General features: G+C 35.4%; 18 protein-coding genes and 1 other RNA gene. 12 read left to right on the top strand and 7 right to left on the bottom strand.

Annotation, left to right across the window (positions count from 1 at the left end):
• The first annotated feature begins 6 nt into the window (after nt 1-6).
• A complete protein-coding gene (locus tag AC51AA_RS07140) occupies nt 7-1,290 on the top strand; it encodes a dicarboxylate/amino acid:cation symporter (RefSeq protein WP_500705168.1) in 1,284 nt (427 codons plus the stop codon).
• Nucleotides 1,291-1,425: 135 nt separating this feature from the next.
• Entirely contained in the window at nt 1,426-3,612 is a 2,187-nt protein-coding gene (locus tag AC51AA_RS07135; protein ID WP_500705167.1) for a response regulator, read from the top strand.
• Here AC51AA_RS07135 and AC51AA_RS07130 read toward each other — a convergent pair.
• Together AC51AA_RS07130 and AC51AA_RS07125 are read right to left on the bottom strand one after the other, a co-directional pair.
• Entirely contained in the window at nt 3,609-4,859 is a 1,251-nt protein-coding gene (locus tag AC51AA_RS07130; protein ID WP_500705165.1) for a DEAD/DEAH box helicase, read from the bottom strand. The genes AC51AA_RS07135 and AC51AA_RS07130 overlap by 4 nt on opposite strands.
• A 103-nt stretch (nt 4,860-4,962) precedes the next feature.
• Nucleotides 4,963-6,030: a formimidoylglutamase gene (locus tag AC51AA_RS07125; protein WP_500705163.1), complete on the bottom strand. Its 1,068-nt coding sequence runs from the start codon at nt 6,028-6,030 to the stop codon at nt 4,963-4,965.
• Nucleotides 6,031-6,126: 96 nt separating this feature from the next.
• Here AC51AA_RS07125 and AC51AA_RS07120 point away from each other — a divergent pair, with 96 nt between their 5' ends.
• Nucleotides 6,127-7,005, top strand: a complete 879-nt coding sequence (locus AC51AA_RS07120; protein ID WP_500705162.1) for a DUF8428 domain-containing protein — start codon at nt 6,127-6,129, stop codon at nt 7,003-7,005.
• A gap of 612 nt (nt 7,006-7,617) precedes the next feature.
• Here AC51AA_RS07120 and hutI read toward each other — a convergent pair.
• A complete protein-coding gene (gene hutI / locus AC51AA_RS07115) occupies nt 7,618-8,859 on the bottom strand; it encodes an imidazolonepropionase (protein WP_500705161.1) in 1,242 nt (413 codons plus the stop codon).
• Between the two features lie 108 nt (nt 8,860-8,967).
• The gene (locus AC51AA_RS07110; RefSeq protein WP_500705160.1) at nt 8,968-10,020 is read right to left on the bottom strand and encodes a glutaminyl-peptide cyclotransferase; all 1,053 of its coding nucleotides are present in this window, start codon (nt 10,018-10,020) and stop codon (nt 8,968-8,970) included.
• Nucleotides 10,021-10,108: 88 nt separating this feature from the next.
• Between AC51AA_RS07110 and ffs the strand changes: the two genes are divergently transcribed.
• The 4 genes from ffs (at nt 10,109) to fsa (ending at nt 12,364) form a co-directional block, all read left to right on the top strand.
• Nucleotides 10,109-10,206: signal recognition particle sRNA small type (gene ffs / locus AC51AA_RS07105), an RNA gene on the top strand.
• A 145-nt stretch (nt 10,207-10,351) separates the two neighbouring features.
• Entirely contained in the window at nt 10,352-10,726 is a 375-nt protein-coding gene (locus AC51AA_RS07100; RefSeq protein ID WP_500705158.1) for a hypothetical protein, read from the top strand.
• Nucleotides 10,727-10,774: 48 nt separating this feature from the next.
• Nucleotides 10,775-11,578: an SDR family oxidoreductase gene (locus tag AC51AA_RS07095; protein ID WP_500705156.1), complete on the top strand. Its 804-nt coding sequence runs from the start codon at nt 10,775-10,777 to the stop codon at nt 11,576-11,578.
• Between the two features lie 129 nt (nt 11,579-11,707).
• On the top strand, nt 11,708-12,364 hold the full coding sequence (fsa, locus tag AC51AA_RS07090) for a fructose-6-phosphate aldolase (RefSeq protein ID WP_500705154.1): 657 nt from the start codon (nt 11,708-11,710) through the stop codon (nt 12,362-12,364).
• Between the two features lie 139 nt (nt 12,365-12,503).
• Here fsa and AC51AA_RS07085 read toward each other — a convergent pair whose 3' ends face one another.
• The 3 genes from AC51AA_RS07085 to AC51AA_RS07075 form a co-directional block, all read right to left on the bottom strand.
• Complete coding sequence (locus AC51AA_RS07085; protein ID WP_500705152.1) at nt 12,504-13,973, bottom strand: MFS transporter; 1,470 nt, start codon at nt 13,971-13,973, stop codon at nt 12,504-12,506.
• Between the two features lie 168 nt (nt 13,974-14,141).
• Entirely contained in the window at nt 14,142-14,843 is a 702-nt protein-coding gene (locus AC51AA_RS07080; RefSeq protein ID WP_500705150.1) for a LytR/AlgR family response regulator transcription factor, read from the bottom strand.
• Nucleotides 14,833-15,867, bottom strand: a complete 1,035-nt coding sequence (locus AC51AA_RS07075; RefSeq protein WP_500705148.1) for a sensor histidine kinase — start codon at nt 15,865-15,867, stop codon at nt 14,833-14,835. The genes AC51AA_RS07080 and AC51AA_RS07075 overlap by 11 nt, the downstream gene beginning before the upstream one ends.
• Nucleotides 15,868-16,149: 282 nt before the next feature.
• Between AC51AA_RS07075 and AC51AA_RS07070 the strand changes: the two genes are divergently transcribed.
• The 5 genes from AC51AA_RS07070 to AC51AA_RS07050 all read left to right on the top strand — a co-directional run bounded on the left by AC51AA_RS07070 (nt 16,150) and on the right by AC51AA_RS07050 (nt 26,337).
• Nucleotides 16,150-19,185 (top strand): SusC/RagA family TonB-linked outer membrane protein, encoded by a 3,036-nt coding sequence (locus tag AC51AA_RS07070; RefSeq protein ID WP_500705146.1) that lies wholly within the window; start codon nt 16,150-16,152, stop codon nt 19,183-19,185.
• A 10-nt stretch (nt 19,186-19,195) separates the two neighbouring features.
• Nucleotides 19,196-20,776, top strand: coding sequence for a RagB/SusD family nutrient uptake outer membrane protein (locus AC51AA_RS07065; protein WP_500705144.1), 1,581 nt, complete (start codon nt 19,196-19,198; stop codon nt 20,774-20,776).
• A 119-nt stretch (nt 20,777-20,895) separates the two neighbouring features.
• Nucleotides 20,896-22,833, top strand: coding sequence for a glucosamine-6-phosphate deaminase (gene nagB, locus AC51AA_RS07060; RefSeq protein WP_500705142.1), 1,938 nt, complete (start codon nt 20,896-20,898; stop codon nt 22,831-22,833).
• Nucleotides 22,834-23,001: 168 nt separating this feature from the next.
• A complete protein-coding gene (locus AC51AA_RS07055; protein WP_500705140.1) occupies nt 23,002-25,068 on the top strand; it encodes a beta-N-acetylhexosaminidase in 2,067 nt (688 codons plus the stop codon).
• Between the two features lie 495 nt (nt 25,069-25,563).
• Nucleotides 25,564-26,337: a TlpA family protein disulfide reductase gene (locus tag AC51AA_RS07050; protein WP_500705138.1), complete on the top strand. Its 774-nt coding sequence runs from the start codon at nt 25,564-25,566 to the stop codon at nt 26,335-26,337.
• Nucleotides 26,338-26,539 lie beyond the last annotated feature (202 nt).

Genomic DNA, 26,539 nt, shown 5'->3' with positions numbered 1-26,539 from the left:
AAATTGATGCAAGTTACAGAAACCAAAAAAAAATCATTTCTTTCCGGCTTAACAGGGCAAATTATAATTGCCATGGTACTTGGAGCAACTTTAGGGATTATATTGCACAATACAATTTCGCAAGAAGCTGCAGTCTCCTTTAGTAATAAAATAAAGATGCTTGCCACGGTTTTTATCCGATTGGTACAAATGATTATATCCCCTTTAGTATTTACTACTTTAGTAGTGGGAATTGCCAAATTGGGTGATATCAAGACAGTGGGGAGAGTGGGAGGAAAGGCCCTTGGGTGGTTTTTTACGGCTTCGTTTATATCCTTGTTGATTGGATTGTTTTACGTGAATATTTTAGAGCCAGGAGTGGGGATAAAATTAGGACATGTGGATATGGGAGCTGCTACAGAAGTAACGGGTAAAACCACTACTTTGTCCTTTGAGAATTTTATAGAACATATCGTTCCTAAAAGTATTTTTGAAGCGATGGCTACCAATGAGATTTTACAGATTGTTGTATTCTCTATCTTTTTTGGATTAGCAGCTGCTTCTTTAGGAAGTGCTGTAAAACCGGTGATCAATGCTTTAGATAAAACATCACATATTGTTTTAAAAATGGTGAATTATGTAATGAACTTCGCTCCAATAGGAGTTTTTGGAGCCATTGCAGGAGTGTTTGCTGTGCGTGATGCTCAGGAGTTAGCCATTACCTATTTTAAATTTTTTGGATCCTTTTTAATTGGAATCAGTACTTTGTGGGTTGTGTTAATTGCTGTTGGTTATATTTTCTTAAAAGGTAGAATGACCGAGTTATTAAAACGTATAATAGGACCATTAGCAATTGCTTTTGGAACAACAAGTAGTGAGGCGGTTTTTCCAAAATTAACAGAAGAATTAGAAGAGTTTGGTGTGAAAGATAAAATTGTATCTTTTATGTTGCCTTTAGGATATTCGTTCAATTTGGATGGAAGTATGATGTACATGACTTTCGCTAGTATCTTTATTGCTCAATTTTATGGTGTGCATCTGGATTTAGGAACTCAAATGGTGATGTTGTTGGTTTTAATGTTAACCAGTAAAGGAATTGCCGGTGTACCAAGAGCGAGTTTGGTGGTGGTTGCTGCTACTTGTGGTATGTTTGATATTCCTATTGAAGGAATTGCACTAATTTTGCCAATTGACCACTTTTGCGATATGTTTAGAAGCGCTACAAATGTTTTAGGAAATGCACTAGCCACTTCGGTTGTGGGGCAATGGGAAAATGATGATGAGCCTGAGACTGTTCTAGAAACAGAGTAGGGAAAAATATTTTTTCTCACTGAAATTACGATCCTAATAAAAAGGGGGTAAATAATAGATTAAAAGCTGCATTTTTATATGAAATGTAGCTTTTTTTTTATTTTAAAATGTATATTTGAGCAAATTAGCCGATTTATGCCCCCAAAACGGATTATTTTAGTACTGTTGTTGCTTCTGAATGGTTTCGCCTATTCAGCAATGGCGCAATCTGAATTGCTGTCAGATGCCAAAATAGATAAGATTGTCAAAGAGGCATGGTCCGACTACAAGCTATCCAATTTTGAAAAATCATTAATTACTTCTCGCCAGGCTTTAAATTATGCCACGGCAGCTAAAGATGATTATTTAATAGCACAATCCTATAAAATTATAGCCGGAAATTACAACGAACTATCCGAGTTTGATAAAGCCATTTTCTTTTACAATAAAAGTTTGTTTTATGCCAATAGAACCAATAATGATTCTATTAAATATAGGCTCTATAACAATCTTGGAAATGTGTATTGTTTTGAAAAAAAACAATTCGAGAAAGGAATTCGATACTATAAAAAATCTATTGCCTACGGTTTAAAAATTAAGGGTTTTAAAGAGGTATACTTTACAAATGTTAACATTGCCTGGGCTTATTTTGATACAGGTAAATTTAAAGAGGGTGCTCCTTATTTACAGTTTCTAAATAACAACAGGGCCAAAGATGGTGATGAATCGACTTCTACTGTGGTGGATATGCTCAATGGTATGTATGCCAATCATCAAAACGAAGATGCCAAGGCGAGTGCTTTTTTTATAAAAGCCATAGAAGCGGGCAAGGATAGCGGTGAAAGATCAGATTTGTCCTATACTCATTTGGAATATTCTAAGTTTTTGTACAAAATTAAGAAGTACAAAGAGGCTTACGAAAATGTTTGTGAGTACAATAAAATTCAAGACGAACTCTATAGTGAGAAAAAGTTAAAGAAGGCGTCGATTGCGGGTTTTAATTTGGAGTTGGACGAATACAAACGGCAAATTGATAAAATAGAGAATGAAAAAAGCACGCAGTACCAAAGCTTAAAACAATCCAGAACTATCGTAGTGTTGTTTGTGGTGATTTCTCTTATTTTGTTATTCTTGATCATTACTTTAGTTCGAAATATTAGATTTAAGAAAAAACTCAATTTAGAGCTACTACAAGCCAAAGAAATAGCAGAGGAAGCCTCTTTGCTTAAAACGCAATTTATTTCCACTATAAGCCATGAATTGCGTACTCCTTTGTATGGTGTGGTGGGGATTACCAATATGCTGCTGGAAGAACATAAAGAATTATCCAGGAGCCAGCATTTAAGTTCGTTAAAATTCTCAGCAAGATATTTATTGTCATTGGTCAATGATCTTTTGCAAATCAATAAAATTGAGGAAAATAAAGTCGTTCTGGAGAGTTTGACTTTTAATATTTCGGACGAGATAAACATGATCAAAAATTCACTTTCTTTTTTGTCACAAAAGAACAATAATGAGTTAGTGGTGCGTATCGATCCCGCTATTCCCGAATATTTGATTGGAGATAAACTGCGTTTAGCTCAAATTTTGATGAATTTAGTGAGTAATGCGTTGAAGTTTACTAAAGATGGACAAGTGGAGATCGTAGTTGATCTTAGTAAAGTGGAAGGCGCAATGCATTTTGTGGCCTTTATAATTAAAGACAATGGTGTAGGGATAGCGGCAGTAGATCAGGGTAAAATTTTCGAGAAATTTGTTCAAGTGGGCAGAAAAGAGGAGGATTACCAAGGGACTGGATTAGGGTTGAGTATTGTAAAGCGATTGTTGGCTCTTTTTGGAAGTACTATTCAATTACAGAGTAATATTGGCGAAGGGACTTCATTCTCATTCGTGATTCCTTTCGAGTATGATCCTAAGAAGACTAAAGACATCATTGATAAAATAGAGGTAGACTTAACCTCAAACGAAGTTTTTAAAATTTTAGTGGTGGAAGATAATCTGATCAATCAAATGGTAACTAGAAAGATTATTGAAAAAAACAATTATATCTGTAAAGTGGTAGATGATGGTTTTGCCGCTTTAATGCTATTGGAAAAAGAGAATTTTGATTTGATCTTAATGGATATCAATATGCCTTTGATGAATGGTTTTGAAACTACTAAAAGAATACGTTCAAGAGGGATTAAAACTCCTATAGTGGCCCTAACGGCATTTGATAAAGATGAAATAACAGATGAAGCTATTTCTTCAGGAATGAATGATATTATTATTAAACCTTTTGAGCCCGTTAAATTGTTCAAGATTGTGAACTACTTAATACAAGAAACAAAAAACGTTGGTTAGTACCAACGTTTTTTATTTTGCTTAGAAGCTTCTGATTTTCTTGATTTGTGAGCGCCTCCGCTTCGGTTTGAATTTTTAGGTTTTTCTGCCGTTGCTTCTGGGCTTCCTGCATGCCATTGGTAGGGATGATCTGTAATGGTTTTTACATCTACTTTGATTAGTTTCTGTATGTCTTTCCAGTACGGATGTTCGTCTTTACTACAAAATGAAATAGCAATTCCGCCATTTCCAGCACGTCCAGTTCGTCCAATACGGTGTACGTAGGTTTCCGGGATGTTAGGAAGGTCAAAATTGATCACAAAGGGTAATTGGTCGATGTCGATTCCTCTAGCAGCAATATCTGTAGCTACAAGAACACCCACTTCTTTATTTTTAAAGGCATCCAAAACGCGTTGTCTCGCATTTTGTGATTTATCACCATGAATAGCCTCAGCTGGAATGTCTTTTTTACGAAGTGCTTTTACCACATTATCTGCACCGTGTTTGGTTCTAGAAAAAACCAAGACATTAGAGAGATTCTCATTTTTTATAAGGTGATACAACAGATTTCTTTTTTCTGTTTTTTCAACAAAATAAACGCGTTGCTCTACGTTCTCGGCTGTAGAGGACACTGGTGATACTTCTACTTTTGCAGGATCTTGCAAAAACATTTCAGCTAGTTCACGAATGGCAATAGGCATCGTGGCTGAAAACAATAATGTTTGTCTGTTTTTTGGTGTCAATTTTACGATCTTCTTTACATCGTTTATGAATCCCATATCCAACATTTGATCCGCTTCATCCAAAACTAAGGTGTGCAAATGATCTAGGTCTAGGAATCCTTGTTTCTGTAAATCCAATAGTCTTCCTGGGGTAGCCACAAGTATATCTACTCCTTTTTTCAAAGTGTCGACTTGTGGGTTTTGAGAAACACCACCAAAAATAGTCAATTGCGTTAAATTGGTGTATTTGGCATACGTGTCAAAACTTTGACCAATTTGAACGGCTAATTCACGTGTTGGAGTTACTATGAGGGCACGAATTTGTTTGGCTTTTTTTGTGGAGCCAACAATTCGGTGTAATTGATGTATGATGGGAATAGCAAAGGCAGCCGTTTTTCCTGTACCTGTTTGAGCACAACCAATTAAATCTCTTCCCGCTAAAACAATCGGGATGGATTGTTCTTGGATGGGAGTTGGATTTAGGTAGCCTTCTTCAAATACGGCTTTTTGTATACTTTTTGAAAGTGATAAATCTTCGAATAACATATCTTAGGTATTAAGAATTTAGTTTTAAGTACTAAAATTCTGTGCAAAGATAGGTTTATTCGTGTAATCGTTTATTTGAATCTTGTTTTATTTAAGAAATCAGCTAAATTGCTGGGATGACAGCTTTAGCAATTAAATTTTTTTCGTTGTTGGCTTTGATGAAATCGGTAATCAGATACCCAATTAGTTTGCCAATTAAATCATTGTTTGGTGAAGCATCTAAATCAGGAGCACCTTCACAAATATGTAAGTAAGTGGCGTTTTTGTGCTGGCCAAAAAAGGAAATGAATTGACGTAATTGTTCTATGGAAAATCCACTTATGGTCATGGCACTGCTGGCGATATTAGGAATAGCATCTAAATCAATTTCAATACCAAAAGCATCTGTTTTAATGAATTCTAGGGCCGAGGTCATTTCACGGTTGAAGTCTTTCTCTTTGCGAATGTTCACACTGTCATAGGTGTTGTAACGAACACGGTCTTCTAATTTCTTAATAATATCAAGAACACTTTTAGAGGTGTAGTTTTCGTGTAAACCAAAAATGAAATATTTTTTTAAGAACCCTTCCTCGTAAGCGTAGGAAAAACCATTTCCACTGTGACGTCCTTCTAAGATTCGAAAGTCAGAATGGGCATCGAAATTAATAGCGTTTATGGGTTTGCCTTTGGCTAAAGCCGAACCTTTGATGTTGCCGTAGGCATTATTATGTCCACCACCGATAATGATAGGTGTTTTTCCAGCTTTGACGATGTTAAAGATAATATGAGAAACTTCTTTGTCAATCTTTTCTACTAACTGACTTAGTTTGGAGCGGTCGTCGATGTCATTGAAGTCTAGGTTTTCCACATCACGCATCTCTGCTGTTACGTTGACTTGTCCTAAAACAATAATTTGACTGCCTTTACAAAAGCGATTGTGCTGAATGTTGGCAATACTTTTTATGGCACTTTGCCAAGCCGATGCAGCTCCAGGTCTTCCATAGTTGGCTCTAACGCCAATATCTTCGGGGATTCCTAAAAGAACATATTTGGCTTCACTCTCTTTGAGAAATTTGATTTGATCAACTCCTTTGGGAATGATAATCATTTTCTCTCCAAATTTTATTTCACCACTTCGATGATTTGTGACTTTTGCCAAATCATTGACCGTAAAAGGAATTAAGTTCTCCATAAAAAAAATTATTGTTCAAAAATAATATAATTGTGTTAACTTACGTTATGAAGGTATATTAATTCTTAAATTTGTTTTTAAAGAAAATTATTCAATATGGAAAACCCAAAGAACAACAACTCAAGTCTAAAGGCCGTTATCGCCGTTTTAGCAGTCCTACTAATTGGTAGCTTAGTGTATATTTTTAAGTTATCTTCGGATACAGAAGTAGTTAAGACTGAATTGACAACAACCTTAACAGAGAAAGAATCTGTTATGAAAGATTTACAAGAATTGAAATCTACTTATGATGCTGCAATTGCTGAAAATACCTCAATGTCTGATGAATTAATTCAAGAGAGAGACAAGGTAGTAGCGCTAATGGATGATGTAAATAAATCGAAAGGGGATTTGTCTAAGTTTAAATCTCAATTACAAGCTATGCAAGGTAAGATGAAAACCTTAGTTGCTGAAAATGATGAATTGAAAAAACAAAACGGTACTTTAACAGTTCAACGAGATAGTACAATTGTAGTTTTAGGAGAGTCTAAAAAATACAATGAAGTATTAGTTGGTCAAAATGAAGAGCTTGCCAAAACAGTTGAAAAAGGAGCTAAGTTGTCTGTTTTAAATACAAGAACGGCTGCTTATAAATTGAGAAGCTCAGGTAAACAAGTCGAAACGGATAAAGCAAGTCGTGCTGACGTTTTGAAAGTTAGTTTTACTATTGCGGAGAATCAAATTGCTAAGTCTGGGGATAAAACATATTATGTACAAGTTTTGGATAGCAAAAACAACGTTTTAGGAGATAAAAAAACGGAGACTTTTGGAGATAAAACATTGACGTACAGTTTTAAAACTACTGTGAAGTATGAAAACAAAACAGTAAATGTTTCTGAAGATTTACCAGGTAAAGATTTTGCAAAAGGAGATTATTTCATTACAGTTTTTGACAATGATGAAATGGTTTCTAAATCGAGCTTTAGTTTAAGATAAGATCTTAAGTAAATAAAGTTTTATAAATAAAGTAAAGGTCCGTGAAGTAAAATTCACGGACCTTTTTTTTGGGGTATTATTTACGTTTTCGAGTTTGTTTCTCTTCTAGTTTTTTAAGAATTTTTTCTTGTTTTTTTGCTTTTAAATCTGTTTGAGCAGTTTTTAAAGTGTTCATCTTAGCCATGATATAGTGGTTTTAATGTTGAAAAAAAATACGGAATACTCTTGATCCTATCGGGTAGTGGGAACTACATGAAACTTTATAGTGCGAGTAGCATTGTCCAAAGTGAATGGATAGTGCTGAAAAAAAATAAAGTCAATTAGGATGTAATGAAGCACACTCGCGGGTGCTTAAGAATTCGGGAAGATTTTTAATTTTAAAAAACAACAATAGCTAGGGTAGCTGTTTTGATTAGCACATAGACCGACCAAAGCAAGGGAAACATTTTGTTTCCACTCGGCAGAGGGTATATCTAAAATGTGATCTAATAAAATCATGCGAAGAGGCTATTTTTAAAGGGATAAATATAGCCTCTTTTTCTATGTTTTCAAATTAAAAAGGCGGCTTTAAGATAAAATTAGCTTTTGAATTTGAATTGGGAGAGGGGGTTTTTATGAGGTGATAATTTTACCCTCTATAAAAACACTTTCGATCAAATTACTACCAAAAGCATAGGGAATTTGATAATAAGAGGAAATGGCTTTGGTGAGGATTAAGTTGGCTTTTTTACCTTTGGTGATGCTACCATGTGTTGTTGAAAGCCCCATGGCATAAGCCCCGTTTATGGTGGCAGCATTTAGGGCTTCTTCAGGAGTCATTTTCATTTTTATACAGGCGGTTGCCACTACAAAATTCATATTGCCCGATGGTGTAGAGCCAGGGTTGAAGTCCGTGGCTAAAGCCAAGGGTAAACCGGCTTTTATCATCTCACGTGCTGGTGTGTAAGGGATACTTAAAAAGTAAGAGCATGATGGTAAAGCCACAGGCATGGTATCGCTGCCTTTTAAAGCTTCGATGTCCTCTGGAGTCATTATCTCAAGATGATCCACAGAAAGGGCGTTATATTTGATTGCAGCTTGTATGCCTCCAATAGAATTAAACTGATTGACGTGAATTTTGGGTTGTAAACCAAATTGGAGTCCTGCGGACATGATTTGTTCTGTTTCTTCAACAGAAAAATAGCCTGTTTCGCAAAACACATCGATATAGTCGGCTAGGGATTCTTTGGCGATCTTAGGTAGCATTTTAGTGATGATCTCCTCAATATAAGCCGCTTTGTTTTCTTTGTAATGCAGCGGAAAAGCGTGAGCACCTAAAAAGGTGGCCTTTATAGCAATAGGATAATTTTGGGCCAATTTTTTGATGACACGAAGCATTTTTAATTCGCCTTCTATAGTAAGTCCGTAACCAGATTTTATTTCCACTGCGCCCGTGCCTAAAGACATCACTTCTTCTAGTCGCAATTTCGATTGCGCATAGATTTCTTCTTCAGTGGTTTCGTTGAGTTTTTTAGCAGAATTTAAAATGCCACCACCACGATTGGCAATTTCTTCATAAGAAAAGCCATTAATACGATCTACAAACTCCTGCTCGCGATTCCCAGCATATACAATATGGGTATGAGAGTCGCACCAAGTAGGTAGCACCATTTTTCCAGTGGCATCAATGATCGTATCTGCTTTGACTTGCGGAAGTTTTTCCATAGGACCAAAATCAGTAATAAGATCGTCTTTTAGAAGTAAAAAAGCATTTTGGATACTGGGTAGTACAGCCATTTCAGCTCCTGAAACTTTAGCGATGGAGGTTTCACGAACCTGAAGTAATTCTTTTATGTTGGTGATCAGTGTTATCATGGGGTAGGTTTAGTGGTATAAAGGTATTTTAAAACACAAATTTCACAAATTATCACGGAACAATTCGTGCAATTTGTGAAATTCGTATGGAACAGTGTTCTTTTTTATTTATTCGGAAACGGTAATTTCGAACATCTTACTCCAGTTTTTGCCCGTTACAAAAATGGTTTTAGTCTTTGGATTGTAAGCAATTCCGTTCAAAACATCTTCATTGGTAATGTCTGTCATGAATTTACGTAAGCTTGACATGTCTAAAATTCCTTCAACAGCTCCAGAAGTTGGATTCACTACTGCAATGGCATCTTTGAACCAAACATTGGTATAGATTTTTCCATTGATCCATTCGAGTTCGTTAATGGCTTTAATTTTGGAAGTTCCAGAGTATACATTAATGTAATCAATCATCTTTTGAGTAGCAGGATCCATTTTCCAGATTTTTTCTGTTTTATCGGTTTGATAGATGTAGGTACCATCATTAGTCATACCCCAACCCTCAATGTCCTTGTCATACGTAAAGTTTTTTTCTAGCTTTAAGGTGTTGGCATCATAGATAAAGCCTGTTTTGTTTCGCCAAGTCAATTGAAATAATTTGCCATTGATAAAAGTGATGCCTTCTCCAAAGTACTTTTTATCCAAGTCAATTTGTTTGAAAACTTTCCCTGTTTTATAATCGTATTTTCTTAAGTATGAATTTCCTTCTTGACCCGTGCTTTCATATAAAGTATCCTTGTAAAACTCTAGGCCTTCTGTGAAAGCTGCTGTATCGTGAGGGTAGGTATTGACAATTTTGAATTTTAATGCTTTAGGTTGTACATTGGAAACCAATTCAATTCTTTTGGTAGCAACAGAAGAATCTCCACTGAAATATACAGTCGCTTTTAGGTATTGATAGCCTAGTTTTTGATCTTTCAATTCGAACTTGAATTTTTCAGTAGCTTTTGTGCTTCCTACTTTTTTGTCATTGATAAAGTAGACAACGCTGTCGATTTCTTTCGAATTTGGGTTTGAAATAGTAATCGAAAGGGCTTCTTGTGGTAAAAAATGGACTGGAAAAGCCGAATCATCGATAGTAAATAAAGAATTTTCACCTTTATTTTTATCTCCACATCCAATTAATGTGATTCCTAATAAAATGACAGTTAAGAAGTTATGTTTTTTCATGGTTAAAAATTTGAATAAGCCAATATACGATGATATTTTTATAGCAACAAAGCTCTTGCAAAAATATAAAAAGATTGTATATTTGCACCGGCAAGTCCTACACGACCAGCTCCTGCAGACTCCCCCAGGATGGGAACATAGCAAGGGTACGTGGTTGAGCGGTGCGATGTAGGTCGCTTGCCATTTTTTTTTTAATCTGAACATTTGTTCAGATTTTTTTTTAGAATTAATTCAAAAGTAGTCTTCCCTTGGGAGGATTTTTTTATTTTTGACCCTTTCGGAATTTAGAATTTACATATTATGTAATACTTAAAAACAGCGTACTTGTAGGATGGGAAAATTTTCAAAAGTTATTTTAGTCTTTTTGTTTATCGGAATAGGGTATCTTTTTGTGAAAGGTTCAGATTATAGAAGTGAAATTGAACAATACCCAGGTCAAACCATTTGTAAATACACTTTTTGTAAGAGTGTTGGGAAATCTAGGGTTGCTTTTGTTAAATATTATGTAGGTAATAAAGTTTACAGAAATAGTGTTGGACGTTGCCCCGGTAACTCTGAATTGAAAATGAATAAATATTATCGTCTTAAATATTCTACTAAAGATACTAATAAAATTCTGGTCTATTTTTCAGAAGAAGTAACAGATTCAATATTGATTAAAGAACTGGCATCAAAACTAGAATTTAAATATTGGCTTGATCATTAATAATTGTCATAACTCAAAATCATAACCTAAAATCCCTAACATATAAAGATGAATAAAGTTGTTTTAATTACTGGAGGATCCTCAGGGATCGGAAAATCTATTGGAGAATTTTTGCATCAAAAAGGTTTCGTTGTTTATGGAACAAGCAGAAATCCAGAGAAAGTGCTGAATTCTGTTTTCCCTCTTGTGGCGCTAGATGTGCGAAACGCCGAATCTATTCAGGCGGCTGTATCAAAAATTATCGCTACTTCGGGACGTTTAGATGTGGTCATTAACAATGCAGGTGTGGGAATTACGGGGCCTTTAGAGGAGATTCCGATGGAGGAAATCAAAAACAATTTTGAAACCAACTTTTTTGGTCCTATTGAAGTGATGAAGGCTGCCCTACCACAAATGCGTGAGCAGAAGTCTGGTTTAATTATTAATATTACCTCTATTGCAGGGTATATGGGATTGCCGTATCGTGGCGTTTATTCGGCTTCCAAAGGTGCTTTAGAGTTGATTACCGAGGCATTAAGGATGGAAGTGAAGCAATTCGGTGTAACCATTACTAATGTGGCGCCAGGAGACTTTGCTACCAATATCGCTTCAGGACGTTACCATGCACCCGTTTTAAAAGGCTCTGCCTATGAGAAGGTATATGGAGATACTTTAGCGACGATGAACCAGCATGTGGATGCCGGCAGCAATCCAAATGAAATGGCGGATGCCGTTTATAAGATTATACAAGAGAAGGAGCCTAAGGTGCATTATAAAGTTGGTGCTTTTATGCAGAAATTTTCTATTGTTTTGAAACGAGCACTTCCGGATAAAGTTTATGAAAAAATGTTAATGAATCATTATAAGTTGTAATTTTGCAGCAAATTTACGTGAGTCATAGAAGGGTTATTGTTTTGTGAAGTTAAAGAGTATAAAAGAGATAGCTTAAAATCAAGTTCTAGGGACACGTTTAAAGAAGAACACAATTAAATAGATATAATTATGAAGTTTTTTATTGACACAGCTAATTTAGCTCAGATTAAAGAAGCACAAGCTTTAGGTGTTTTAGATGGTGTAACTACTAATCCATCTTTGATGGCAAAAGAAGGAATCACTGGGAAAAACAACATTTTGAAGCATTATGTTGACATTTGCAATCTTGTTGAAGGTGATGTTAGTGCTGAAGTAAATGCGCTGGATTATGATGGAATGATCAAAGAAGGTGAAGAATTGGCTGAATTGCATGATCAAATTGTAGTAAAATTGCCAATGACCAAAGAAGGGGTAATGGCTGCAAAATATTTTTCAGATAAAGGAATTAAAACCAATGTAACTCTTGTGTTTTCTGCAGGTCAAGCTTTATTGGCTGCAAAAGCAGGAGCAACTTACGTTTCACCATTTATTGGTCGTTTGGATGATGTTTCAACTGATGGTTTAAATTTGATTGAAGAAATCAGATTAATTTTTGATAATTACGGTTACGAAACTCAAATTTTAGCAGCTTCTGTGCGTCATACGATGCATATTGTGAACTGTGCTAAAATTGGTGCTGATGTAATGACTGGACCTCTTTCTGCAATTTACGGATTGTTGAAACACCCATTAACAGATATTGGATTGGCTCAGTTCGTAGCTGATTTTGAAAAAGGGAATAAATAATCCTTAGATTCAGATACTTTATAAAGCGGTACTCTTCAGTAGAAGGTACCGTTTTTTTTAGGCTTTAGGCCTAAAAAAAAACACTCCCAGTTTTAGCAAGTAAACTGGGAGTATTTTTTTATTTGATTTGATGTCTTTTTTAGTGACCTCCGCCACCACCTTCAACATGATTAATTCCTTGTCTCTTTAATATCTTAGGACAGTAGTAACCATAGAAACCTAAGTATGCAAAACCTAATAAAGGAACGATATAAGAGAAGTGTGTCCAGGTAATACCAAATATTCCTTCTGGGCTTGTTAAATCGATATCACAAATACTTCCTTGAACTAAAGGAATAATTCCTCCTCCAAGGATCATCATGATTAAGAATGAAGATGCTTTTCCAGTATTTTTTCCTAAACCTGCAATGGCTAAATCAAAAATAGATGGCCACATGATCGATAAGAATAATCCACCAGAGATAAAGAAGAATTTAGCAATTTCTGGATCTGGGCAAACTAGTCCTGCAAGCATCATTAATAAACCTGAAATTCCGAAAAGCATTAGGGTTTTTCCAGCATTTTTGCCTCCTACGAAACTTACCGCGATAAACAATAAGATCCAGATTGGGTAAATGTAGAATGCAGAAACATCGTGTGCTGCAAAAATATTTGCTCCAATGATAACACCAAAGGCTAAAGCCGGAACAATGAATTTTAATGCCGTATTGACTAAGTTAGACGTATTGAAAACGTTTACGCCACCATTCCAACGACCAATCATTAAACTTCCCCAGTAAAGGGCGATAAAAGGTGCGATAGCATCTTCTAAAACATTACCAAATTCAGACGTATGCAATAAGGCAGGTAAGTTACTGATGATGGTAACCTCTGTTCCAACATAAATGAAAATAGCTAACATTCCTAAGTACAATTGTGGGTAGTCTAAGATGTTGAATTTTTCGTGTGCATGTTTGATGATGGCTTCTTCCTCTTTTATTGGATCTTCAATTTTAGAGAAGTTCATAAAGATTGCAACAGCTATAAAAGCAAGTCCAAGGATGATAAAAGGCAGTTTAATATCTTCTAAAGAAAGGGCTGTTTTTTTGTTGTCTCCCATTCCAAATAAAGCAATTCCTAATAGAATAGCCCCAATAGTGGTTCCAAAAGAGTTGATACCTCCAGCTAGAGTCAAGCGGTGCGCTCCGGTAGCAGGGCTTCCCATTTTAATAGCTAATGGATTGGCTACAATTTGTTGAATAGAAAAACCTAGTCCCACTGTAAATAATGCCGTTAGGAAGAAAGGAAAACTTGCCATAGTGGCAGCAGGAACAAATAAAAAGGATCCAAATGCGGAAAGTAGTAATCCAGCAGATAAGGTTTTTTTGTATCCAAATTTCTGAAGTACGTCTAGTTTTAGTGATACTAAGAAGAAAATCATTGACCCTACAAAATAAGCTGCATAAAATGCCCAAGCTACTAATTGTGATTGTACTTGTGATAAGGTAAATACTTTTTTGAATACGGGTATTAGAATGTCGTTGGCAGAACCAACAAAACCCCAAAAGAAGAAGACAATTATCAAAGAGATAAATTGGCCCCATTTGGTTTGAACATTTTCTGAACTCATAATTGAATGGGTTAATATTTTTTATTTAAGTTGTTTTTTGAAGACCGTAAATATATTTGTTAGCTGTATCAAAAAAAAATTATTACTAATAAATAATGTTAAATTTAAACCAACGGCACTATTTGTTCAATAACGTGCTTGTTTTTACAGTTTTAGAAATGTTAATGTTTATTCGAGAATCTTGTTTTTGACATCTTTACTATAGTTTCGGCCAATAGGAATGGTGTAGGACTGTATTTGAATACGATTTCCTTCTATGGATTTTACTTTATTTAATGCAATTACATAGGATTTGTGGATGCGAAGGAAGCGATCTGCGGGTAATTCTTCAGATAGTGAGCTTAGTGATTTATGGGTGATATACGTTTTATCTGGAGTTACAATTTTGATGTATTCCTTCATTCCTTCCACAAATAAAATTTCTTCAATGCTAATTTTCATCATCTTTTTATCCACTTTAATAAAAATATGAGAATCTGCTTTTGTAGATTCTATTTTTATATTGTTTTTTAAATTGAATTCGGTGGTGATTTTATTGATGCATTTAATAAATCGCGGTAGCGGAATGGGTTTTACCAAATAATCCAATACATCAAGATCATAGCTTTCGGCTGCGAATTCTCGAAAAGCAGTTGTAATGATAATCCTGGTTTTGCTTTGCAGTAAGCTAATGAGTTCAAATCCTGTCATCATTGGCATATTGATATCTAAGAAAACAGCATCTACAGTAGTACTGTTTATAAAATCAAGTGCTTCTAATGAGTTGTGGAATGTACCAATCACTTCAAAATCATTGAAATTATTAAAATAATTTTCTATGACTTTAATCGCCAGTGGTTCATCGTCAATTATCACGCATTTAATCTTCATTATCAATAGGTATTTGCAAACAGATTATGTGGTAATTTAATTTGGTTGTGCTCTTTAAACTGAAATCATTTTTGTAAATCAATTTGAGTCTCTTTTTGGTGTTGGCTAATCCAATTCCTCCTTTTGCATTTGGGTTTTGTGAAAGTACAAAATTATTTAGAACTTCAAATTTTAACAATTTGTGGTCGATTACTTTACAGTTGATTTTAATCTTTAAATTTCGGTTGTTTAGCCCGCCATGCTTGAATGCGTTTTCCACCATGGAAATAAAAATTAAGGGCGGAACTACAACATCTTCGATAGTGGATTCGAGGTTGATGGAGACTTCAACCTGCTCAAAACGCAACTTTTCAATTTCAATATAATTTTGAATGTATTCAATTTCTTTGATCAACGGAACGAACTTGGTTCCTTTAATGTCATACAGTACATATTCCATTAAATTGGACAACTTAAGAATTACATCAGGAACCTTGTTGGATGATTCCAGAGATAAAGCATATAAATTATTTAAAGTATTGAAGAAAAAATGAGGTTGAATCTGGTTTTCCAGATATTTCAATTTGATTTTAAATTGATTTTCTCTTAAAGATCTGTTTCGCTCGCGTTCGCGTAACCAAGTAAGTGTGAGGTAGACCGAAGAAGCCATGGCTAAAACATACAATTCCCCTATGCAAACCGCTACGATATGATTCAGCTCAAAAGGATGGTATTCTCTATTGGCTTCAGGCCAAATGTTTTCCGATATGATGTAGTAGGTCAGGGCTGTCTTTAATAAATAAAGAGCGAAGAGACTCAGCAGTAAAGCAAAGGTGTATTTGATGTATTGCTGTTTGAGCACATATCGAGGAACCAGTACAAACAAGTTAAAATATACTAGAGGGATAACTAAGGAAAATTCAATTAGGTTCGATTTGAAGGCGTATTGGTAATCATTGAAATAGGCTCCCCATCTCAAATAATTGAGGATAAAGTAAACACCCCAAAACCAAATATGATTTTGAATCTTTATGTTAAATTTCAATTTTTGAATTTCAGTCAATTTGCTTGGTGAGGATTAGGAATAGTACTACTATAATTATTGTGCAACTTTAAACAATTAGTTGGTTAATCGCAATTTTTTTTGAATAAAATTTAAAAATAAATAAAAAAGCCTAGTGTATTTTTTAAGGATAACGTTTTCGTAAAACACATTATTGAAAGTTTTGTGTCGTTGGTTTAAGGTTTTTAGTTGTTGGTATAAATTATTTTTTTTAACAATACCTTAAGAATAAATTTACCTCATAACTAACAAAAATAAACAAAAATGAAAAAAATTTTCTTAATCTTTATGATGGTTTTTACGGCGCAAGTTTCACTTGCTCAGGTAAAAACGATCAAAGGTGTGATTACAGATTCTGATGGGATGCCGTTACCAGGGGCATCTGTTGTGGTACAAGGAAGTCAAAAAGGGGCTAGTACCGATTTCGATGGTTTGTATACCATTGAGGCGCAAAAGGGACAGACATTGGTTTTTACTTATGTAGGTCTTGAGACACAAAGTATTGTTGTCGGAGATGCTGCTACTGTTAATGTGAAAATGCAACAAGCGGCTTCTAATGCGTTAAATGAAGTGGTTGTCACTTCATTAGGGATCAAAAAAACGAGAAAATCGTTGACCTATTCTGCTCAAGAGCTTAAAGGAGAAGAGTTAACTCGTGTGAAAGACGCTAATATTATCAATACCATTGCAGGTAAAATTGCGGGTGTTGCGGTAACCAAAAGTTCTGGAGGTACAGGAGGGTCTACTAAGGTGGTTATTCGTGGGAACTCTTCAGTTGTCAATAGTCAGCCCTTATATGTTATTGATGGTATTCCAATGTTAAATGCTGGTTCTGGTCAACCTAACGATACATTTGGTAGCTTGTCAGGAGGTAATCGTGACGGGGGAGATGTTGTTTCTTTGATTAATCCTGATGATTATGAAGGGATGACTGTACTAAAAGGAGCTGCAGCTTCTGTGTTATACGGTAGTCAAGGAGCAAATGGAGTTATTTTACTTTCTTCTAAAAAAGCAAAAAATGGAAAGGCTAATATTACGGGTTCTTCCGTAACCACTATTGAAACGGCTGCGTATATGCCTGAATTCCAATCGGACTATGTTGCGGCAAAAGGAGCAGATGAAACTTGGGGAGCCAAAGAAAAATCAAATGATTATGTGAAAGATTTCTTTAATACGGGAGTGACGCAAATTTCTTCAATAGGATATTCAACGGCTAATGAAAATTCGTCTACAACATTTTCTTATGCCAATACATCAGCTACTGGAATTATTCCAGGGAACTCTTTAAAGAAAAACAACTTTGGAATTCGTCAAACCGCTAAATTTTTTGATGATAAATTGATTTTTGCTGCCAGTGGAAACTATACTTCACAGTCCATTGCCAATAAGCCTGTTAATGGACTCTACTTTAATCCACTTACAGGAGTTTATTTGATGCCTAGAGGAAATGACTTCAATGCCTATAAAAATAATTATGAAGTTTTTGATCCCACTAGAAATTTAATGGCTCAAAACTGGATGACCAATAGGGATATTATGCAAAACCCATATTGGGGAATCAATAGAAATAAGTCAGAAGATACCAATGCCTTCTTTAATGGAGCATTGTCTTTAACCTACAAAGCAAATAATTGGTTAAGCATAGCCACTAGGTATAATTATAATAGAATATCAAGCGTGTATGATAAATTTATTTATGCTACAACGCAAGGGGCTTTGTCTCATGTAAATGGTCGATATTATCATGAAGATGCGCTAAGTACACAACGTTATGCCGATTTAATTGCTACAATAAACACTAAAATTGGATCCGACTTTTCTTTTAATGCTAACGTAGGTACTAGTGTTAGAAACACGATGATTAATCAAAGAACAATCTTAGATTCTGGTGTTGGTGGCGGTTTGAAATATGCCAACTGGTTTACTTTGCATAATTTCAATAACAATGCTGAAAATTATCAAACCATTGATTCTAACAAAGAGATCCAATCCATATTTGCCGCTACTACCTTTGGTTACAAAGATATGTTGTTCTTAGATCTTACTGGTAGAAAGGATTGGTCGTCTACTTTGGTTAACACCAAAGAGGGAGGTTATTTTTACCCATCAGTTGGTTTGACTGGATTAATTAGCGAGATGGCTACTTTACCTGAATTTATTAACTATGGTAAAGTTCGTGCAGCCTATGCAAAAGCCGGTAATGATGTTGCCCCATTTATTACAAGTCCTACTAATTATTACCCACAAGGAAGTGGAACAAAATACAATCCAATAGTGGCTCCAAAAACGGGTACTAGTTTGAAACCGGAGTTGAAATCAGAATATGAATTTGGTACAGAATGGAGACTGTTTAATAACCGATTAGGATTTGAGGTTTCTTATTATCATTCAGAAACTAAAAACCAGTATTTGCAAGTTGTGGCACCAATTGGAAATGCTCAAGGAGTTGATTTTTATGGGATTAATGCAGGGAGTATAGAGAATAAAGGTATCGAAGTTGTTTTGAATGCTGGAATTGTTAGAGGAGATAAATTTTCTTGGGATGCAATGGTGAATTATTCTCAAAATAAAAATAAGGTAAAGGAAATACCTGAAGAGCTAGGTGGTCGAATTAATCTAACCAATCCTGGAGTAAATAGTTATAGATATGCCTTAATTGAAGGAAGGCCATTTGGGGTTATAGAAGGGATCAATTTCAAAAAAGATGCCCAGGGTAGAGCTTTATTAAATGATGATGGTACTTTTCAAAAAAGCAATTTTGAGGAAGTGGGTAATTCTAATCCTGACTTTATGTTGAGTCTTTCTAACTCATTTAAGTTCGGATCTTTCTTTGCCAGTGTATTGGTTGATGGTCGTTTTGGTGGAGATGTCATGAGTTTGACTGAAGCACAAAATGATAGTTTTGGAGTTTCCAAAGCAACTGGTGATGCTAGAAATGCAGGAGGAGTTACTATAAATGCGGTAAGAGCAAGTGATGGTGTTGCCGTTACAAAAATGGATGCTGAATCGTATTATAAACAAGTTGGAGGTAGAGCAGGAATTAGTGGGGAATATATTTATAATGCAACAAATGTAAGTGTTAGAGAGGTTTCTGTAGGTTATACTTTTAATCCTAAAGCATTGCCGTTCATTCAAAACGCTAGTATTTCCTTAATAGCAAGAAACTTATTCTTTATTTATAAAGATGCTCCTTTTGATCCCAACGTTGCTTTAAGTACTGGTCAAGGTTTACAAGGTGTAGATATTTATGGTTTGCCTTCTACTAGAAGTATCGGTCTTAATTTAAATGTAACTTTCTAAAATTAAAAAAATGAAACTAAATAAAACAATAAAAACAGCTATCTGTATTTCTTTGCTGACAGTAGTGGGTTGTACAGATAATTTTGAGGAAATAAATACCAATCCAAACGGTATTACTCCGGTAGATTTTGAGCAAGATTTCAATCATATCAAAGGAGGATTTTCTCCCATGTTTAACAATATCCAAATTTTGAATCCGCCAGATGCGTATCAATTGCAGCAGAATCTAAATAGTGATATCTGGTCTGGTTATATGGCTACTCCTACTGCATTTCAAGGAGGGATAAACAATACGACCTACTCATTCCTTGATAACTGGAATGGGGTATGCTGGGAAACAGCCTATAAGAATATCATGTATAATGCTAATGATATTGCCAATAAGAGTAAAGGGAAATACGATCAGTTTTATGCCTTATCCTTGATTCTAAAAGTGGAAGGAATGCACCGACTAACAGATATTTTTGGGCCTATTATTTATTCTAAATTTGGAACCTTAGATACTACTATTGCGTATGATTCACAAGAAGAAGTGTATGTGCAAATGTTTAATGAGTTAGACATCGCTGTAAATGACTTAACCAAAAGAGTGGACGCAGGTGAGGCTAGTGTTTTTGCTGCCACTGATGAATCCGCTTATAAAGGGGATTATAAAGCTTGGGTGAAGTTTGCCAATACCTTGCGTTTAAGATTGGCCATGCGTATTGTAAAAATTAAACCTGTTATTGCTAAAGAGCAGGCTGAAAAAGCGGTTGCGCATAAATTTGGTGTGATGACTACCAATGCTGATTTGTTTAAAATTGTATCTACTGTTTATACCAATCCTTTGGCAACAATTAGTGGAGGCTGGTTAGATATTCGTATGTCTGCAGATATGGAATCCATCTTAAAAGGATATCAAGATCCTAGAATGTCGGTTTATTTTGATACCTCAGTGCAATTTCCTGGGCAATATAAAGGGGTACGTACGGGTATCGCTATTGCGGCTAAAGCAGATCATCAAGAGTTTTCTGGATTAGGAGCAGTGATCCGATCAAAGGAAACGGTTTTAATGACCACTGCGGAGGCTTATTTCTTAAGAGCAGAAGGTGCTTTGAGAGGATGGAATATGGGTGGAGATGCAAAATCGTTATATGAACTAGGCGTTAGCACATCCTTTGATCAAAGAGGGGTTTCTGGTGCAACTGCCTATGTTGGTGATAATGTTAAAACAGCTGTAGCTTATGTGGATCCTAATTTTCCTGAAAACAACTCAGCTCCTGTGAATAATGTAACGGTGGCTTGGGATGCTGCTGCTACAAATGAGGTGAAATTGCAAAAAATTATTACTCAAAAATGGATTGCTGGTTTTCCCGAAGGACAAGAAGCTTGGTCTGAGTATAGAAGAACGGGATATCCTAAACTGTTCCCAGTGCTTAAAAATTATAGTGGAGGGACTATTTCTACGGAGTTGGGTGTGAGAAGAATCAATTTTGTACAGGCAGAGAAAACCGGTAACAAAGGTGGTTATGAAACCGGTCTGGCTAAATTAGGAGGTCCAGATACTGGAGGAACTAGAACTTGGTGGGATGTTAATGCACCTAATTTTTAATAAAAAATAGAAGAGTAAAAGAGTTGAAGTTTGGTTAGTAGATGGTATAAGTAATGCAAATTGCTTATACCATTTTAAAAAAAATGATCCTGCTTGATAATTACTATAAAAAGAGAAAAATGAAAAGTGCTTTAGAAGTAAAACCTGATATTAGTTATAAAAGTGCTGGGAAATTTGAAGAGACTCGATTTGAAAAAATTCATAGCGAAATCTTCAAAAACTCGATAGAAGCATCCATCATTGTGGCTCAGGAAATAGCACAATTAATTCGAGCTAAACAGGAAAAAAACAAGGCTTGTGTATTGGGTTTGGCGACAGGTTCTTCTCCTATAAAAGTGTATGAGGAGTTAGTGAGAATGCATAAGGAAGAGGGTTTGAGTTTTAGCAATGTGATTACTTTTAACTTGGATGAATATTATCCGATGAGTAAAGAGAATAATCAGAGCTATCATTATTTCATGCACCAACATCTTTTTAATCACATCGACATCAAGCCGGAGAATGTTAATCTGCCAGATGGTAGTGTTGCCATCGATGAATTGAATCAATATTGTATTGATTATGAGATGAATATTAAAAATGCTGGTGGTCTTGATTTTCAATTACTGGGAATTGGACGTACGGGTCACGTAGGTTTTAACGAGCCCGGTTCACATATCAATTCAGGGACCCGTATCATTACTTTGGATCACATTACCAGAGTGGATGCTTCTTCGGATTTTAACGGAATTGACAATGTGCCCAAAAGGGCCATTACCATGGGGGTTTCTACTATTCTCAGATCAAAGAGAATTGTCCTGATGGCATGGGGGCAAAACAAAGCCGATATCGTCAAAAGAACGATTCAAGGAGGTATATCCTCAGAGGTACCTGCTACTTTTTTGCAAAACCACGGCAATGCTACGTTTGTTTTGGATCAATCAGCTGCTTCAGAATTAACCCGTTTTAAAACACCTTGGTTAGTGGGAGAGTGTATTTGGAATCAAGAATTAAAAAGCAAAGCTATTGTTTGGTTGTGTCAAAAAACAAAACAATCTATCTTAAAGTTAACTGACAGAGATTACAACAATAACGGGATGTCTGATTTGTTGGCTCAAGAAGGTTCAGCTTACGATTTAAATATCAATATGTTTAATGTACTACAGCATACCATTACGGGATGGCCAGGAGGAAAACCCAATACCGATGATTCTTATCGTCCAGAAAGGGCACATCCAGCTAAGAAGAGGATTATTCTTTTTAGTCCACACCCAGATGACGACGTGATTTCGATGGGGGGGACTTTTTCCAAATTGATCAAACAAGGTCATGATGTGCATGTGGTGTATCAAACTTCAGGAAATATTGCTGTTACGGATGATGAGGCCTTGAAATTTGCTGAAGTATCCAGTGATTTTACGGCGGATGAAAAGGCTAAAATTGATTTCAAAGCAGTTATTGCATTTTTGAATAACAAATCAGAGAATCAAATTGATTCTTTAGAAGTGCGAAAATTAAAAGGGCTTATTAGAAGAAGAGAATCATATGCAGCCACTAGATACATTGGTTTAAAAGATGAAAATACCCATTTCTTAGATCTACCTTTTTATGAGACAGGACAAATCAAGAAAAAACCTTTAGGTTCAGAGGATGTGGCTATGGTAAAAGACATCATCGAAAAGATACAACCGCATCAAGTCTTTGCTGCAGGCGATTTAGCGGATCCACACGGTACGCATGAAGTCTGTTTAAATGCTATATTTGCAGCAATGGCAGCGTTAAAGCCAAAACCTTATATGGAGGATTGTTGGTTGTGGCTCTACAGAGGCGCTTGGCACGAATGGGATATTCATGAAATTGACATGGCTGTTCCACTTTCACCGTCCGAAGTATTGTTAAAACGTCATGCTATCTTATACCACCAATCTCAAAAAGACAGAGTAATGTTTCAAGGGAACGATTCTAGAGAGTTTTGGGTAAGAGCCGAAGATCGTAATAAAAACACAGCAGTTTTATACGATGATCTTGGACTTGCGGAGTATGAGGCAATTGAAGCTTTTAAGCGCTTTGATTATTAAAATTTAAATTCAAAGATTCGGTTAAAGCGAATCAAAAGACAAAATTCAGATTGATTTCATTGCGATTAGTGAGGTTCAATAGGGAATATTCTGAGTTTTGTTCTATTTTTATATTTAATTAATTAATACGGTTATCCTAGGATAACATCTTTTCAAACACATTAAAAAATGAAGTATTTATTTGTCTTACTATTAGCAGGTGTAACCTCTAGTGCTCAAATTAAAAAAGAGCAATTAAATCTAATGCCTTGGCCTCAAACAATTAACATAAGTGAAGGAGCTTTTGCCCTAAACAAAAGTTTTAAAATAAATATCACGGGGAATCCTAATGCAAGGATTTTTAGTGGAGCAACACGTTTTTTAAGAAGATTAGATGGTAGAACGGGTTTGTTCTTTGAGCAAGATTTCTTGACTAAGTTAAATGATGAGCCTACAGCACAATTACAAATAAATTGTACCAAGAGCGGTAAAATTGGTTTGTATGAAGATGAGAGTTATCACTTGGATATCAAGCCAAATAAGATTACAATTAACGCAACAAGTGATTTAGGAGCTTTACATGGTCTCGAGACTTTGTTGCAAATGGTACAGAATAACAGTACTTCTTTCTACTTTCCAACAGCTCAGATTTCGGACTTCCCTAGGTTTACTTGGAGAGGTTTGATGATCGATGCCTCGAGACACTTTCAGCCCGTTGATGTCATTAAAAGAAATTTGGATGGATTAGCTGCGATGAAAATGAATGTTTTTCACTGGCATCTTGTAGATGATCAAGGTTGGAGAATCGAAATGAAAAAACATCCAAAATTAATTGAATTGGCTTCGGATGGACAATATTACACGCAGGAAGAAATCAGAAATATCGTAAAATATGCCGATGAGCGCGGTATTTTAGTAGTTCCAGAAATAGATGTTCCTGGTCATGCTTCTGCCATATTAACGGCCTATCCGGAGATTGGAAGTAAAGTGACGAACCTGATAGGTGGAACTTCAGAAAAAAACATTCAAGGTACCGCTATTGCGACCTATGGAATTGAAAGAAATGCAGGTGTGTTTTCGCCTACATTAGATCCTTCAAATCCTAAAACATACCAATTATTAAGCGAACTTTTTGATGAGGTTTGTCCTTTGTTTCCAGGGGAATATTTTCATATTGGTGGAGATGAAAACGAAGGTAAAGATTGGGATTCAAATCCTAAAATCCAGGAATTTAAAAAGAAAAATAAGTTAAGTACCAATCACGAATTGCAGACATATTTTACCATGCAATTAATTCCGATGCTTAAAAAACATAAGAAACAATTGATGGGATGGGAAGAAATTATGACTAAAAACATGTCAAAAGAGGCTATTATTCACTCTTGGAGAGGGCCTAATGAAGGCGTTGTTGCGGGACAGTCCTTAGTAGATGCTGTAAAAAAAGGATATAAAACAGTTTTGTCAAATGGTTATTATCTTGATTTAATGTATCCAGTGGCGAGTCATTATTTGACTGATCCAATGCCAAAAGATGCAAATTTAACTGTTGAAGAAAAGGCAAGAATATTAGGGGGTGAAGCCACAATGTGGAGCGAACTAGTAACATCAACCACAATAGATTCAAGACTTTGGCCAAGAACAGCGGCAATTGCAGAAAGGTTATGGTCGGCCGAAGATATTACGGATCTAGCCAGTATGAGAAAACGTCTTGAAACCGTTTCTTTTAGATTAGAAGAGTTGGGCTTAACACATATTCGCAACAAAGCTGTCATTTTAAGAAATATCGCCAACAACCAAAATATAGAGACGCTCAATGCATTTTCCAATGTTTGTGAGCCTTTAAAAGGATATAAAAGAAATAAAGGAGGTACTGAATACCAAATGTATTCTCCCTTTACACTTTTTGCTGATGCTTGTACCTCAGATGCGTCTGATGCACTGGCGTTTGATGAGGCAGTGAATCAATATTTGAACAATAAATCAGCGGAGAACAAAGCAAAAGTGGCTGCGTTTTTTACGAAGTGGATTGGTATTTATAATGAATTAACTGCTTTGAGTGCAAATGCACCGCTAGTACAGCCTCTACTGCCTTTGGCAAAAAACTTAAAGGATGCTTCGCAACAACTGCTGTTAGTGTTGGATAATAAGTCAACATTAAAAAGCGATGAGTTAAAAAGGTTAATAGAGCAATGTGATACAAAAGATCATGCAGATGTGGAGTTGGCTGTTTTTGTAAGCTTAAACAAGTTAATCTAAGTTTTGGATTTCATACTGTTTAGTAACCCGATCAGTTTTAAAAAAGGAAGTAAGTGGCGCTTTTGTTAGGGATTTCTTGTAAAAGTGATTAGGGAAAGATTAGGCAGTTTGGAAAAGTATAAAATTAGAAATAAAAGAAGAAAAGGGTTAAAATTGAGTTTGGTTATTTATTTTTTAATCGATGATTTTATTTCAAAATGATGTGTCAAATTTGGGTGATTTGTTATTTGGTTTTCATCTGAACGAGCGCATTGTAAACCTGGCAATTTAATTGCTAGGTTTTTTTTTGCTCTAGTATGACCAGCATTTAGTGAAGTATTGGGGGATTTTAATGCTGTTGGACAGTACAAGTGATCAGACTAAGAGTAGTACAAAGCGTTGGCGGAATGTTAGAGAAATTACTGGAAGTGGTTTGTTAGGGATGATAAATGCGGGATGGAGCGGTGTAAAACATTTTAATTAAGTATTTTTGAAGTTCAATTATTTCTTTTAGTTATGTTAAAATTCATCAATATCATCCTCTTATTTATAGTGCTATGCTCTTGTTCGGGTAAGCCCAAATACGGCGAGCCAGAAGTTGATCCGATACAAATTCAAAAAAGCTTCAGCGATTGGTGGACTTATCAAAGTGAAAATATTATGCTTTCCAGAGATTTTGTTGCCCTTGATCAGTGGTCAAAAGAAATCTCAAAAGAGACTTTTTTACAGAAATTAACAGATGGAAATGCTATTGTGATTCGATTGAAATCGGATGATTCCCACTATTATTATAAATTGTTTAAGATTCAGCCTAAATCTGATACCAGTATAAAAGCAACGATTAATCAGCAAGCTTTTGATGCCTTTAAGAATTTTAAAATGGAAGGGACAGCATTTCCTAAATTCTCGTTTAAGGATTTGAACGGAAATCTAGTTTCAAATGAATCTATGAAAGGAAAAATGGTGGTCATTAAATGCTGGTATATTCATTGTGCGGCTTGTATTAAAGAATTTCCGGAGGTAAATCAAATGGTAGCCAAGTATAAGGATCGCAAAGATATTCTTTTTGTGAGTTTGGCTGAAGATACACCAGAACAATTAAAGGTGTTTTTGGCGAGAAAACCTTTGTCTTATCCTGTGATTCCTAATATGAAGCAGTATATGAATGAGACTTTGCAACTGAATGCTTTTCCAACACATTTTATTCTAGATAAAGAGGGAAAGATCGTTACAATAGTAAATAATTATCCGAGTTTAGAGGTGGCTTTGGATAAAGCGAGTAAACTGTAATACATTAGAATTATCATTATTATCCCCTCTTATTTTAACGGCTTAGAGTCACAGCTAGGAGGACCGTGAAAGAGCTAATTAGTGAGGAACTATTCCGCTTGTTTTTTAGGTTGTAAGATTCAGTTAATTCCGATCTTATCACTTCAATTTAGCAAACTTTTTTTAGTAATCATAAGTTATAAAACTTAGCTCTGTAGTTTCT

The sequence above is a fragment of the Flavobacterium sp. OHVDL-2026-0007 genome (genome assembly GCF_059882335.1).
This window is presented reverse-complemented; position numbering and strand designations above follow the sequence as displayed.